14 protein-coding genes are annotated in these 12347 nt (G+C 70.8%); 3 read left to right on the forward strand and 11 right to left on the reverse strand.

Features of this window, described 5'->3' with window-relative positions; translation table 11 throughout:
* Genes ABOD76_RS08640 through dnaX form a run of 3 tightly spaced genes read right to left on the reverse strand, consistent with a single transcriptional unit; the run spans nt 1 to nt 3219 of the window.
* Nucleotides 1-300, reverse strand: coding sequence for an AzlD domain-containing protein (locus ABOD76_RS08640; protein ID WP_350244424.1), 300 nt, complete (start codon nt 298-300; stop codon nt 1-3).
* Nucleotides 297-992 carry an AzlC family ABC transporter permease gene (locus tag ABOD76_RS08645; RefSeq protein ID WP_350244426.1) on the reverse strand — a complete coding sequence of 232 codons (696 nt, stop codon included), beginning with the start codon at nt 990-992 and terminating at the stop codon, nt 297-299. The genes ABOD76_RS08640 and ABOD76_RS08645 overlap by 4 nt, the downstream gene beginning before the upstream one ends.
* A 43-nt stretch (nt 993-1035) precedes the next feature.
* Nucleotides 1036-3219 (reverse strand): DNA polymerase III subunit gamma/tau, encoded by a 2184-nt coding sequence (dnaX, locus tag ABOD76_RS08650; RefSeq protein ID WP_350244427.1) that lies wholly within the window; start codon nt 3217-3219, stop codon nt 1036-1038.
* A 143-nt stretch (nt 3220-3362) separates the two neighbouring features.
* Between dnaX and ABOD76_RS08655 the strand changes: the two genes are divergently transcribed.
* A complete protein-coding gene (locus tag ABOD76_RS08655) occupies nt 3363-3764 on the forward strand; it encodes a DUF6194 family protein (RefSeq protein WP_350244428.1) in 402 nt (133 codons plus the stop codon).
* On the opposite strand, the gene ABOD76_RS08660 is transcribed toward ABOD76_RS08655, so the two are convergent.
* Nucleotides 3757-4797, reverse strand: coding sequence for a S66 family peptidase (locus tag ABOD76_RS08660; RefSeq protein ID WP_350244429.1), 1041 nt, complete (start codon nt 4795-4797; stop codon nt 3757-3759). The genes ABOD76_RS08655 and ABOD76_RS08660 overlap by 8 nt on opposite strands.
* Before the next feature lie 81 nt (nt 4798-4878).
* Nucleotides 4879-5979 (reverse strand): BMP family lipoprotein, encoded by a 1101-nt coding sequence (locus tag ABOD76_RS08665; RefSeq protein ID WP_350244430.1) that lies wholly within the window; start codon nt 5977-5979, stop codon nt 4879-4881.
* A gap of 102 nt (nt 5980-6081) precedes the next feature.
* Between ABOD76_RS08665 and ABOD76_RS08670 the strand changes: the two genes are divergently transcribed.
* Both ABOD76_RS08670 and ABOD76_RS08675 read left to right on the forward strand, forming a co-directional pair.
* Nucleotides 6082-6492, forward strand: coding sequence for a methylglyoxal synthase (locus tag ABOD76_RS08670; RefSeq protein WP_350244431.1), 411 nt, complete (start codon nt 6082-6084; stop codon nt 6490-6492).
* Entirely contained in the window at nt 6489-7106 is a 618-nt protein-coding gene (locus ABOD76_RS08675; protein ID WP_350244432.1) for a cyclodeaminase/cyclohydrolase family protein, read from the forward strand. Before ABOD76_RS08670 ends, ABOD76_RS08675 begins: the two co-directional genes overlap by 4 nt.
* A 43-nt stretch (nt 7107-7149) precedes the next feature.
* On the opposite strand, the gene ABOD76_RS08680 is transcribed toward ABOD76_RS08675, so the two are convergent.
* From ABOD76_RS08680 to ABOD76_RS08705, 6 genes are all read right to left on the reverse strand, one after another.
* Nucleotides 7150-8631, reverse strand: a complete 1482-nt coding sequence (locus ABOD76_RS08680) for an MFS transporter (RefSeq protein WP_350244433.1) — start codon at nt 8629-8631, stop codon at nt 7150-7152.
* Complete coding sequence (locus ABOD76_RS08685; protein WP_350244435.1) at nt 8628-9092, reverse strand: MarR family winged helix-turn-helix transcriptional regulator; 465 nt, start codon at nt 9090-9092, stop codon at nt 8628-8630. Before ABOD76_RS08685 ends, ABOD76_RS08680 begins: the two co-directional genes overlap by 4 nt.
* Before the next feature lie 74 nt (nt 9093-9166).
* Nucleotides 9167-9808 (reverse strand): DsbA family oxidoreductase, encoded by a 642-nt coding sequence (locus ABOD76_RS08690; protein WP_350244436.1) that lies wholly within the window; start codon nt 9806-9808, stop codon nt 9167-9169.
* Nucleotides 9809-9944: 136 nt separating this feature from the next.
* A complete protein-coding gene (rplS, locus tag ABOD76_RS08695; RefSeq protein ID WP_350244437.1) occupies nt 9945-10409 on the reverse strand; it encodes a 50S ribosomal protein L19 in 465 nt (154 codons plus the stop codon).
* A gap of 132 nt (nt 10410-10541) precedes the next feature.
* Entirely contained in the window at nt 10542-11207 is a 666-nt protein-coding gene (locus ABOD76_RS08700) for an arginase (RefSeq protein ID WP_350244438.1), read from the reverse strand.
* Between the two features lie 2 nt (nt 11208-11209).
* On the reverse strand, nt 11210-12343 hold the full coding sequence (locus tag ABOD76_RS08705; RefSeq protein WP_350244439.1) for a hypothetical protein: 1134 nt from the start codon (nt 12341-12343) through the stop codon (nt 11210-11212).
* Nucleotides 12344-12347 lie beyond the last annotated feature (4 nt).

A 12347-nucleotide genomic window follows, 5' to 3' on the forward strand; every position in this document is an offset into this window, starting at 1 on the left:
TCAGAGCAGCTGGGTCCAGCGCAGCAGCCAGTACACCCCGAAGCCGCCCAGAATGCCCAGCGCCAGCGAGCGGCTGCGCCAGATCAGCAGGGCGCACACCAGCCCGGCGGCAGCGCGGCGCAGGGCGTCCGGCGCCGCCGCGATGTCCGGCACCACCAGCGCCGCGAACACGCTGATCGGCACGAAGCGCAGGAAGGCCAGCCAGAACGGCGGCAGCCGCAGGTGGCCCAGGCTCAGGCCCAGCAGGCGGCTGCCGAGCGTGACCGCCCACATGCCCAGCATGGTGACCAGCACGCTCATGGGCGGCTCCGGCGGGTGGTGAGCCAGGCCCCCAGCAGGGCGCCGCCCACCGCCGCCACCAGCACCGTGACGCCGCCCGGCGCAACGCGGCTGAGCGCCCAGGCCAGCGCGCCGGCCACCACAGCCACCAGCAGCTCCACCCGCCCGGCCAGCAGCGGCGTCAGCAGCCCCAGGAACGCCAGCGGAAACACCACGTCCGCACCCACCGCCGCCGGGTCCGGGATGACCGCGCCGGCCAGCCCGCCCAGCAGCGTGCAGACGTTCCAGACGGTGTACAGGCTCAGCTCCGCGCCCAGCAGGAAGGGCCAGCTGAGCCCGCCCGGCTGACGCGGCCCGGCGGCGATCGCCACCCCATAGGCCTCGTCGGTGAGCAGCTGGGCAGTGAGCAGCCGCCGCCATCCGGAGGTGGGCACCTGCTGGCTGATACTCAGGCCGTACAGCACGTGGCGCAGGTTCAACAGCAGGGTGGTGGCGATGATGCTCACGGCGCCCACCCCCTGCCCGAACAGCCCTGCCGCCGCAAACTGCGAGGCACCGGCGAACACGCTCAGGCTCATAAACTGCGTCTGGCTGAGGCTCAGGCCAGCGGCCCGGGCCGTGACCGCGTAGGCCACCGCGAACGGCGCGACGCCCAGCCACAGCGGAAGCATTGCAGTGAACCCGCGCCAGAAAGGAGAGGAAGTCGGCGGCATGCCCGGCCCAGTATGCCTCCGCAGGTGCGGCCGTGTCAGCCGCCTAGCCCTCCACGGCCTCCTCGGGCGGCAGGTCTGCCCCCTCATCGGCGTCGGCAGCGGCCGCGCGGCGCACCTTCCCGATCTCGCGGACCCGGCCAGCCCAGCGGCGGGTGGCGTCCTGGTACAGCGGATGCCCGCGCAGATCCTGCACCACTCCGCGGGCCGGGGCCGGCCCGGGCCTCACGTCATCATTTTTTTTTACGTCGCGGGCCGGTGGAGCCGGCCGGTCCGGCACGGCGGCGGAGGCTACTCCCGGCAGCTCATCCGGCGGGCCGCCCAGGTCGTCCCAGTCCGGCTCCTGGGTGATCGGCTCCGGCTCGATGTAGGTGGAGCGCTGCTCGCGCGGGAGCGGTTCTGGTGGCGGGGCGGCCGGGGGCGCCGGGTCCGGCAGCGGGGCGGGCGCGCGGTCATCCGGTGAGCCGCGTCCGCTCCGCTGGACCGGCGTAAACGGCGGCGGCTCCTGCACCGCCGCTCGTCCACGGCCGGCCGGCTGAAACTCCGGAATGGCGGCGCTGGCTGTGCTGGGTGCTGGCGTGGGGCGAACCGGCGGCGCCTCACCACGTGACGCGTCCGCCACCACCTCGGCCACCGGCACTGCCGGAACGGCCACCGGAGCCGCTGCCGGGACCGGGGGAGCGCCCGCGCTCGCCTCTGCCGCCGCGCGCCCGCCCACCACCGTCTTGCGGCTGGTGTCGGGCGTGGGGCCGATGATCTCCAGCGTGACCGGCCCGAACACCTTCAGCACCGCCCGGCTCAGTTCCTCGAACTTCTCCACCACCTGCTTGGCGTGGAAGGTGCTCTTGGCGTCGTAGGTGAGGCTGACGTACCCCTGCTGGGCGTGCATCCGCGCCGGCTTCAGAAACGCGCGCGTCTGCATGCTGGCCAGCTTGACCACGTCGGCCCAGTTGCCACCTCCGGCGGGGGCCGCGACCGCGACCGGCCGGGCCGCCTCGGGCCGGGGGCCACGTCCGGCCACGTCCAGCGGCGGAATCTCGTTCAGCGCGCCCTCGATGGGGGCGGCCAGCGGTGCCCGGCTCACCGGGGCCACCCCCTGCGCACGCAGCTGGGCCAGTTCCTTCTCCAGCCGGGCCAGCCGCTGCCCCACTTCCGGCGACGTGCCCGCCCCTGCCGGAGCCGCGCTGCCGCCACTCCCCTCCCCCGCGATCAGCGCGTGGGTCAGCGCCAGTTCCAGGCTCTGCAGGTCGGCGCTGCGGGCGAAGCGGGCGTCCTGGGCGTCCAGCGCCGCCTGCAGCCGCAGCAGCCTCGGCACGTCCGCGCCCTCCAGCCGGACGCCGTCGCCCACGCCCAGCTCGGCGTGCAGCGCCTCGCCCAGCGCCGTCACCAGCCCCTCCACCACCGTGCGGGCCGCGTAGCCGTCCTGATACAGCCGCCGCGCGCCACCCAGCAGCGGCCCCGCGTCCAGCTGCACCAATGCCCCGGCCATCTCGCGTACCCGCTCGCTGGGCGGCAGGCCCAGGGCGGCCTCCACCCCGGCGCGCGTGACCGCCTCGCCGGACGCCAGCATCCGCTCCAGCAGGCTCTCGCCGTCGCGCATGGCCCCGTCGGCCAGCCGCCCGATCAGCTGCAGCGCCTCCGGCTCGGCCTGCACGCCCTCCTGCCGGGCAATGCCGCTCAGCTTGCCGGCCACCTCCTCCGGCGTCAGCCGGCGGAAGCGGAAGTGCTGGCAGCGCGACAGGATGGTCGGGATGATCTTCTCCGGCTCGGTGGTGGCCAGGATGAAGATCACGTGCCCAGGCGGCTCCTCCAGGGTCTTGAGCAGCGCGTTGAAGGCCGCCCGGCTCATCATGTGCGCCTCGTCGAGGATGTAGATCTTCTTGCCGCCACGCATGGCGCTCAGCCCCACCTTCTCCCGCAGGTCCCGGACGTCGTCCACACTGTTGTTGCTGGCCGCGTCGATCTCCAGCACGTCCGGGTGGCTGCCGGCCCGCACCGAGAGGCAGCTGTCGCACTCACCGCAGGGCTTGGGCAGCGGGCCGGTGCAGTTGGCGGTCATGGCGATCAGGCGGGCAGTGGTGGTCTTGCCGACCCCGCGCGGGCCGGAGAACAGGTAGGCGTGGCCCACCCGGCCCTGCTCCAGAGCGGACCGGAGCACGTCCTTGACCTGTTCCTGCCCCACCACCTGATCCCAGCGGATGGGGCGTGCGCGCTGGTAGATGGCTGACATGTTCGCAGTCTAGAGCGTCCGGGCGGCCCGCGTCGGTGCGCCGGTCGGGAATGTCGGGGGCAGCCAGCTGAAGATCCGGTGAAGCGAACGCCCCGGCCTTCTCTCAGAGGCCTCAGAAAGCATGGAGGTGCCCAGGAGGACCCATGAATGAGCAGCAGATCCTGCAGTGGCTGACCGATGAGCTGACAAATGTTCAGGTGCTGACGCAGCACGGACAGCATTTTCTCTTTGTAGGGGCAGATCGGATGCTGCCCTTTGTCACCGTGATGACCAGTGACCTCTACGATCAGGCGTCGCAGCTGGAGCGACCGGGCATCTACCGCCTGAACCTCGGGGTGGGGCCCAGGCTCTACCGGCAGCTGTTCGGCAACGCCACTTTGAACAGCCACGACTTCACGGCGCTCGACACCCTGATGCCCCACCCGGAGTACGCCGCTCAGGGCTGGGTCTGTGTGCTGAATCCCAGCTCCGCCACCTTCGCCGACCTGCAGCCGCTGCTGCGCGCCGCCCATGAGCGCGCGGCCCGGCGCGCCGGGCTCAGCTGACGGCGCCCTGCAGCACCTCGAACACCCCGGCCTCCGGGTCCAGCCGGGCCTGCCCGCCCAGCGGCAGGGTGAGCTGCGGGCTGGTGTGCCCGAAGTCCACGTTGGCCAGCACCGGCAGGTGCTCGCGGCCGGCCGCCCACAGCACCCGCCGCACCCAGCCGTCCAGCTCCTCCACCATTTCGGAGCTGTACCCACGGGGCCGGGCCAGGACCATCCCGGCTGCGCTCCCCAGGATGCCCTGCGCCGCAAAGTTCCGCAGCCAGTAGCCCACCTGCGCCGGGGGCGGCACGTCCTCGGAGGTTTCCAGGCACAGGATGGCGCCCCGCCACAGCTCCGGCTCCGGCCAGCCGGGGGTGCCGTTCAGCATGTCCAGCACCTCCAGACACCCGCCGATCAGGTGCCCGGACACCGCCCCTTCACCCTGAAGCCAGCGCCAGCCCCGGGACGGCAGGAAGGTGCGCCGGACCTCCTGCAGGTCCGGGTCCAACCACTCCTGATGCTGCTCGGTCCACTCGGGCGCCGGGGACAGGGCAAAGCCGGCGGTCTGCATGGTGGCCTGCCGGAGGCCCTGGACCACGAAGCGGTGCATCCCGCCGTGCTCCGCGATATCGGTCAGCAGGGACGGCCCGTAACAGGCGCTCACCCCGGCCCGCAGGAACTGCAGCAGCGTGACGGTGGTGTCGCTGAACCCCACCATGCACTTGGGGTGGGTACGGATGAGGTTCAGGTCCAGGTGCGGCAGCAGGCGCACGCTGTCGTCGCCGCCCAGGGTGCTGAGCAGCCCGTGGATCTCCGGGTTCTCCAGCGCCCAGTGCAGGTCGTCGGCGCGAGCCTGCGGGTTGCGGTACAGGTACTCGGAGCCGCGCAGCGCGTTCGGGGCCGGAAGGATGTGCCAGCCCAGCTCGGCCCGCGCCTGCCGCCGGCCCGCCTCGTAGCGGTGCGGCACCTCCGCCACAAAGCCGCTGCTGAGGCTCAGGGCCGCCACGGTGTCGCCCGGACGAAGGGCCGGGGGCCGCACAAAGGTGGGAGGCATGGACGCACCATACCGGTGGCTTCGGCCCCGTGCATCGGCCAGCTGACCTACAGGGCGTCCGCAAAGATGATGCCGGCCCGCTCAGTCGCCCAGGCGCACCGAGCCGCTCTTGATCAGCCCCTGCACGGTCTTGAGGCGGCCAAGCATCGCCTTGTCGAAGAGGGCCTCGTTGTACTTGTTGATCGCCACTTCCAGGCCAGCGTTCTGAAACCCGAAGCCGTTGTCCCCCGGGCGCCACGCGCGCTTCTTGACCACCGCGTCAATCAGGCTGTAGACGGCGTTGTCGGCCCGCTTCACGATGGCGGTCAGGCCGGTGTTGAGCGTGCCGGCGTCCGCGTCGGTGTCGCCCAGCGAGAGGTAGTCGCTCTCCCAGCCGATAAAGAACACCGGGCGGCTCTGGGCGCCGCAGCGGCCCTGGTAATCCTGGGCCTTGGGCACCTTGGCGAACACGTCCTGGTTGAACTTCACGCCGGCCGGCAGCGCCGAGGCCTTGAAGCACTGCTGGCTGCGCACCGCACTGATCACGCCCAGCTTGCCGCTGGTGGCCCCGACGAACAGGATGTCGGCGCCCTGCTTGAGCAGCGTCTTGCTGACCGCCTCGGCCGAGGCGGTGTCGTCGCCGCTGCCGTTCAGGGTGCCGACCAGCACCTTGCAGTTCGGGCAGACCAGCTTGGTCCCGGCGCGGTAGGCCGACACGAACGGCGTGCTGCCCGCACCGGCCGGCATCACGATGCCCACCACGCTGGTGCTGGAGGTGCTGCCGGCGATGTACCCGGCCATGAAGGCGCCCTCGTTCTCACGGAAGCGGATGCCCATGGTGTTGCTGCCCTTGGGCAGGTCGTCCACCACGGCGAAGTGCGTGCGCGGCGCGCTGGCGGCCAGCTTCGAGACCCCGGCGACGTTGAAGTGGCCCACCCCGATCACCAGCTGGTTGTCGCCGGCATACGAGGCCAGCTTGGCGGCCGCGTCGGCCGCGTCCACGGGCGTGTAGCTCGACACGCTCACCCCGAAGTCCTGGGTGGCGCGCTCCAGACCATCGTTCACCGCCTGGTTGATGCCGTGGTCGTACTTGCCCGCCGGATCGAACACCAGGCCGATGTTGACGGCGGTGCTCTGGGCCACGACCGAAGAGGTCAACACGAGAGACAGCAGGGCCAGCGACCGGACGGTATTCTGTTTCATGACTGCCCTCAGTCTAGGCAGAGGCCCTGACAGGACTCTCACCCGCCGGGCAGGTGAATGGGCGGCGCCACCCCACGCTGGCGAGCTGCCACAATCAGGGTCATGACCGACGCTCCGGTGAGCCGCAAACGGCAGGTGGCCCTGATCGCCCACGACAAGAAGAAGCTGGAACTGGCCCTGTTCGCCCTGGCCCACCGGGACACCCTGCGGCAGTTTCATCTGGTGGCCACCGGCACCACCGGCGGCATCCTGCAGAAGCAGACCGGCCTGGAGGTGGAGCGGGTGCTCTCGGGGCCGCTGGGCGGCGATCAGCAGATCGGGGCCAGGATCGCGCTGGAGCAGGTGCTGGCGGTGTTCTTCTTCCGTGACCCGCTGACCGCGCAGCCGCACGAACCGGACGTGTCGGCGCTGGTGCGGCTGTGCGACGTACACGACATCCCGCTCGCCACCAACCCGGCGAGTGCGGAGGCCCTGATGCTGTGGCTGGCCGAGCAGGTGGAGGCCACCGGATGAGCGTCTGGGAGCAGTCGGCGGCCGCGCTGCTGCGTCACACCGCCTCGGCCGAGCCGACCCCCGGCGGCGGCTCGGTGGCAGCCCTGACCGGCACGTTCGGGCTGGGGCTGGTGATCATGGGGCTGGAGCTGAGCGCCCGCCGCCCCGACGCGGACGCCGGGGTGGCGCCGCTGCTGGCCGAGACCCGCGCCCTGCTGACCCGGCTGGAAGCGCACCCGGACGCCGACGTGGCCGCATTCCAGGGTTACATCGCCGCACTGGACCGGCCAAAAGCCAGCGACGAGGAGAAGGCCCAGCGCCGAGAAGCCATCCGGCAGGCGGCGCGGCAGGCCACCGAGGCCCCGCTGTCCGCCGCCCGCGACCTGCTGGGCGCCCTGCGGCTGGCCGAACGGGCCGCGCCGCTGACGCACCGCACGGTGGTGTCGGACGTGGGGGCGGGCGCTCATCTGATCCACGGCGCGCTGCACGCCACCCTGCTGAACGTGGACATCAATCTGGGCAGCCTGCCGGAACCGGAGCGGGCCGCCGCACATCAGGAACGGGTGCAGCTGGCCGAGCAGGCCACCGGGCTGGGCCAGCAGGTCACGGCCGCCGTAGCGCGGCAACTGGCATAGCAGAAGGGGGCGCCCAGGTGGCGCCCCCTTCTGGTCCCGCGCTTCAGTCGTCGCTGGCCGCCACCAGTTGGCCACGGCCCTGCGCCGCAGCCTGCGGGCGCGGCGTCAGCAGCGCCAGCACCAGCGAAAGGGCGCTCACGACGGTCAGCAGCCAGAACGCCTCGCGCAGGCCGCTGATGAACGGCTGCAGGGTGGCGTCCGGCAGGTTGCTGGCCAGCCCCGAGAACACCTTCAGCATCACGTCTCTGGGCACCCGCGCCACCACCACGCTCAGCGTGAAGATGATCGCCACCACGCTCCCCACGCTCATCAGCAGGGTGCGCACGCCCGCCGCCACACCGCGCCGGTCCGGGGCCACGCTGCCCATAATCAGGGACGAGTTGGGCGAGTTGAACAGGCCGCTGCCCACACCCGCCACGAACATCAGCACGGCGATCAGCGGGTAGGCGGTGTGACTGCCCAGCAGGGTGGCGAAGCCCAGCATGCCGAGCGTGGTCAGCAGCAGTCCCAGCTGGATCAGGCGCCGGGGGTGCGCCCTGTCGGCCAGCCGGCCCGCGATAGGTGAAGCGATCAGCAGCCCGATGGCCACCGGCCCCAGCATCACGCCGGCCAGCACCGCGTCGATGCCCTTGGCCCCCTGGAAGTAGAACACGAACAGGAAGGTCAGCGCGAAGCGCACGATGGCGTTCAGGAACACCTGGGCGTTGTTGAGGCTGAAGCTGGCGTCGCGGAACAGCCGCAGGTCCAGCATCGGGGCGCGCACCCGGCGCTCGATCAGCAGGAAGGCCGCCAGGAACACCACGCCAGTCAGGATGTACTTCGTCACGCCGGCCCAGCTCTGGATGCCGCCGATGCTCAGCCCGATCATCAACAGGGCAAAGCCCGCCGCGTAGGTCAGGTTGCCCCACACGTCCACCGGGTCGCGGGCGTCGCGCGGAGCGGTGTCCCGCAGCGTGACGAGCGCCCAGATGGTCCCGATGACGCCGATCGGCACGTTGAACCAGAACACCCACTGCCAGCCGAGCGAGGTGAGCCACCCGCCCACGATCGGCCCCAGGATGCTGCCTACCGCGATCATCATCTGGTTGGTGCCGATGGCGAGCCCCAGCTGCGCCTTGGGAAAGGCGTCGGCCACGATGGCGCTGCTGTTGGCGGCCATGAAGGCGCCGCCCACCCCCTGCACCGCCCGCAGCGCAATCAGCAGGTCCACGTTCTTGGTGAAGCCGGCCAGCAGCGAAGCCAGCGTGAAGACGCTGAAGCCCATCACGTACAGCCGCTTGCGCCCATACATGTCCGAGAGCCGGCCACCGTTCAGCACGAAAACTGTCTGGGTGACGTTGTAGGCCAGCAGAATCCAGATCAGTGAGAGCAGCGTGGTGTGCAGGTCACGCAGCAGGGTCGGCAGCGCGATGATCAGGGTGCCGCTGTTCATGCTGGCCATCAGCGCGCCGACGCTGGTGACGCTCAGGGCCATCCATTTGTAGTGGGCCCCCAGGGGGGCGGGTTGTTCGCTGACCGTGCTCATGACATCACCTGCTGGGGTTCGGAGGCTTCAGCATTCAGGGCCTGATCCAGGCGGCCGAGCGCGTGGTTCAGGGCGTCCAGTTCCTGGGGGTTCAGCGCACGGAACAGCTGCTGGACCAGCTGCCTCAGGTCCGGCACCACCTGCTCGGCACGGGCGCGGCCCTCCTGGGTCAGGCTCAGGTACACGCAGCGGCGGTCCTGATCGTCGCGCTGACGCTGCAACAGGCCCGCCGCCTCCAGGCGGTCAATCGGGCCAGTCAGATTGGCCGGGGTCACGCCCATCTGGGCGCTGATCGCCTGGGCCGTGAGCGGTCCCTGCTCCAGCAACAGCCGCAGCACGCTGTACTGCGGCCGGGTCAGCTCAAAGTCGGCCATGCGGCCCTGGATGCGCCGCGACATCAAGCTCTGCACCCGGTCGAGGGTGATCCAGGCCTGCACCTGTGGAGGACGAGTGAGATCCATATACAGTCAGGGACTATATCATATAAGCCTATATCAATCAAGCAGCAGGAATGCCGAAGGCACCGCCCCTTGGTTCAGCGGGGTCGCTTGATGGTCTCGATGCGCGCGTCGTCGCTCAGCACCGAGGTGTACAGCTGCCACAGCGCCAGCGCCTGGGCCGGGTCCGTGACCAGATTGGCGTACCGGAAGTACGCGGCCCCGCCCTCCGGCAGCTGGAAGGTGGGCGTCCCGAAGACCCCCAGTGCGGCGCTGTCCTGCAGGTCCTGGCGCAGCGCGGCCCGCAGTCCGGCGTCATCCTGCAGGTCCTGCTGGAAGGTCGGCAGTTCCAGGCCCGCCGCCTCGGCCACCTGCTGCAGCACGTCCGGCCGGTGCAACTCGGCCTTCTGCTGGTGCCGCGCCCGCAGCAACGCCAGCGCAAAGCGCCAGCCGGCCTCCTCCCCCTGACGCATGGCCGCCTGCGCCGCCAGGAAGGCCGCCAGGCTCCCCTGCTGCGCCTCGCTGCCACCCTCAGCCGCCTGATCGGTCAGCCACCACTGCGGCGCCTTGCGGTCCGGGTTCTCCGGATGATTGCCCTGCACCAGCGAGAAGTGGCGCAGCTCAAAGTGCAGGCCGTGTTCGCGCCGCAGCACGTCGGCCAGTTCCACGCCGCGCCAGGCATAGGGGCACAGGAAATCGAAGTACAGCTGAATCGCCCGGGACTCTGAAGTGGAGGTCATGGCCGGACGGTAGCACTCCTCCGGGCGGCAGACCGCAGTTCCGTCCGCTCAGCCAAGGGCAGCTTAAGACCGGCGCTGGCCCGGTACAGCAGTGCGCCCCGGACCGAACGGCCGGGGCGCACCTGCCAGGGCGGGTTTACTCGCTCTGGGTGTCGCTGCTCTCGGCGGCGGGGGCCGCCTGGGCGGCCTGGGCCGCCGCGTCGTCGCGCTGACGCTGGGCGCGCGCGGCGTCCTTCATCACGCGGCCACGGTCGCTCTTGATGCGGGCGGCCTTGCCGCGCAGCTCGCGCAGGTAGTACAGCTTGGCGCGGCGCACACGGCCACGCTCCAGCACCGTCACCTTGGCGACCAGCGGGCTGTGGTACGGGAACACGCGCTCCACACCCTCACCGAAGGAAATCTTGCGGACGGTGAAGCTCTTGCGGCTGCCCGACCCGTTGATGGCGATCACGACGCCCTCGAAGGCCTGGTTGCGGGTCCGGGTCCCTTCGACCACCTTGGTCTCGACGCGCACGGTATCGCCCGGCTGGAAGTCCGGCAGGTCGCCCTTGAGGTGCGGCTGCTCGATGCTGCGCAGAATGGCACCGGTGTTGATCTTCATGGTCATAGTGAACTCCCTGGCTGGCGGACTGCCCCACCTCTCACGTCTGTAAGCAGAGGCATTCTCAGCACATGTTCTGCGCCCGGATTCACCGGGGCAACTCTGGGAGTATACAGGGCGTGGGCAGGCAGCTCAAGTGCGCCGGCAGACGGCGCTCAGCACCTGCGGCTGCAGCCACTCCACCACCTGAAACAAGGCGTCGTCGTGGGCGGGGCTGGTCCAGGCGGGCGACTGCACCAGCAGCAGCGCCTCCACTTGCGCCGGCTCCGGCAGCTGATCGCCGCGCTCCAGCGTGAGGCGGGACCACAGCTCTGGCAAAAGAAGCGGCTCCAGTTCCGCGCGGGTACGCTCCAGGTCGTACCCTTCCGCCACCCTCAGCGTCTGGTGCCACGCGGGGTACCGGACGGTGTAGTGCCGGATGAGCCCGGTCTCCAGGCCTAGCCCGGCCCAGTTGCCGGGCCGCCACCGCTGGGCATCACCCCGGCGGTTCACGAGGTCGTGGTGGCTGTCTATGTTCAGCACGTCGCGCCCAGGAAATCGCTCCAGCCACGTCTGGGCATGAGCATGGCTCCAGGCCAGGAAAGCGGGCACGCCCGCATAGCGCCGCAGCCGCTCCCAGCCGGGGTACAGCGGATAGTCCGGGCCGAGCGCGGTCCACTCCTGCCCGCCGCGCTTCCGGACCCGCTCTCTCCAGGCCTCCAGCCGGTCATACTCCCGGTCCGCCGTACCCCAGATCGGGGCGTCGAAGACATGCTCGGCCGGACCGCTGTACGCGTCCCAGTCGATGCTGAGCAGCATGCTCAGCGGTACACGTCGCGGAAGGCCGGGTGGGCGGTGTTGGCCAGCGGACGCAGGCGCGCATACGGCAACGTGACCGTCTCGGCACAGGCCAGGATCACGTGCGGCAGGAAGCCGGGCCACACGGCCAGCCCCTGACGCGTCAGGTACAGCTGAAAACTGGCGTACTCACTGCTGCGCCCGTCCTCACTGCCCAGCGCCTCCCGGCACTCGGCGTCGTCTGGGCCCTGCGGATAAGCGGCCAGGTACATAGCCTGCACCCGCGCTGGCGTCAGCCCCGGCCACAGGCTGGCCGGCTTCCCGGTCAGCGTCATCTCCTGTCCGGTGCGGGCGTCCAGCGTGACGCCGGCGGTGTAGGCGTCGGGGTGCGCCCCGCCACAGTAGTAGTCCACGTCCTCATGCAGCGAGATCAGGTGGGCGCTCTGCCACGACAGGGTGCCGCCGCCGCTGTAGTCGCCGCCCAGCTCCCGGTTGCCGCCCCGGCACTCCAGCGCGTCGGCGGCCAGCGCCAGCTGCCGGTCCTGCAGCGCCAGGTTCAGTGCTGTGGTGCCGCCCACCACACGCGGATATGTCACGCCGCTGAGGGGCTCCTGCACGCCCCCCTTCACCGAAATCCAGCGGCGGTTGAGCTTCAGGAAGGTGTAGGGGTCGCTGGACCGCAGCTTCAGCAGGCCCGGCGACGCCGGCAGCTGCAGCGGCTGGGCCGCCACGTTGATCCGCTGAAGCCGCGCCGGCAGCTGCTTTTTCCCATCCGGCGTGCGCCACTGACCGCTCAGGCCCGTGCCGGAGGCATTCAGGATCAGGCAGCCGCTCGGCTTCGGATCCGGGTAGGTTTCGACCGCCTCGGCCAGCACCAGCGTGTAGTTGGCGGTGCGGTCGGCGGCCCGGCCACGCACGAGCGGCAGATCCAGGCCGTAGCGGTCGTAGCTGTAGCGGTCCGGCGTGTCGCCGGTGGCCGCCGGGCCGCCCAGCTCCAGCGTGACGGCCTGCGTGCCCAGGGTCCCCCGGTACACGCCCGCCGACACACCCGTGGGGAGCGCGGACGCCGCCGCTGCAGAACAGGCCTGCAGCGGCGTGGGAGCGGCATGAGCAGCGGCCGGAACGGTCAGGGCAGCGAGCAGGGCCAGAAGGCGCATACCC

This window comes from Deinococcus sonorensis KR-87 (assembly GCF_040256395.1).
Taxonomy (GTDB): domain Bacteria; phylum Deinococcota; class Deinococci; order Deinococcales; family Deinococcaceae; genus Deinococcus; species Deinococcus sonorensis.

Coding starts and splice junctions, on each gene's coding strand:
- ABOD76_RS08660 (WP_350244429.1), bottom strand. CDS start 4,797: ATGCCTCCCACCTTTGTGCGGCCCCCGGCCCTTCGTCCGGGCGACACC.
- ABOD76_RS08670 (WP_350244431.1), top strand. CDS start 6,082: ATGACCGACGCTCCGGTGAGCCGCAAACGGCAGGTGGCCCTGATCGCC.
- ABOD76_RS08665 (WP_350244430.1), bottom strand. CDS start 5,979: ATGAAACAGAATACCGTCCGGTCGCTGGCCCTGCTGTCTCTCGTGTTG.
- ABOD76_RS08645 (WP_350244426.1), bottom strand. CDS start 992: ATGCCGCCGACTTCCTCTCCTTTCTGGCGCGGGTTCACTGCAATGCTT.
- rplS (WP_350244437.1), bottom strand. CDS start 10,409: ATGAAGATCAACACCGGTGCCATTCTGCGCAGCATCGAGCAGCCGCAC.
- ABOD76_RS08675 (WP_350244432.1), top strand. CDS start 6,489: ATGAGCGTCTGGGAGCAGTCGGCGGCCGCGCTGCTGCGTCACACCGCC.
- dnaX (WP_350244427.1), bottom strand. CDS start 3,219: ATGTCAGCCATCTACCAGCGCGCACGCCCCATCCGCTGGGATCAGGTG.
- ABOD76_RS08655 (WP_350244428.1), top strand. CDS start 3,363: ATGAATGAGCAGCAGATCCTGCAGTGGCTGACCGATGAGCTGACAAAT.
- ABOD76_RS08685 (WP_350244435.1), bottom strand. CDS start 9,092: ATGGATCTCACTCGTCCTCCACAGGTGCAGGCCTGGATCACCCTCGAC.
- ABOD76_RS08680 (WP_350244433.1), bottom strand. CDS start 8,631: ATGAGCACGGTCAGCGAACAACCCGCCCCCCTGGGGGCCCACTACAAA.
- ABOD76_RS08700 (WP_350244438.1), bottom strand. CDS start 11,207: ATGCTGCTCAGCATCGACTGGGACGCGTACAGCGGTCCGGCCGAGCAT.
- ABOD76_RS08640 (WP_350244424.1), bottom strand. CDS start 300: ATGAGCGTGCTGGTCACCATGCTGGGCATGTGGGCGGTCACGCTCGGC.
- ABOD76_RS08705 (WP_350244439.1), bottom strand. CDS start 12,343: ATGCGCCTTCTGGCCCTGCTCGCTGCCCTGACCGTTCCGGCCGCTGCT.
- ABOD76_RS08690 (WP_350244436.1), bottom strand. CDS start 9,808: ATGACCTCCACTTCAGAGTCCCGGGCGATTCAGCTGTACTTCGATTTC.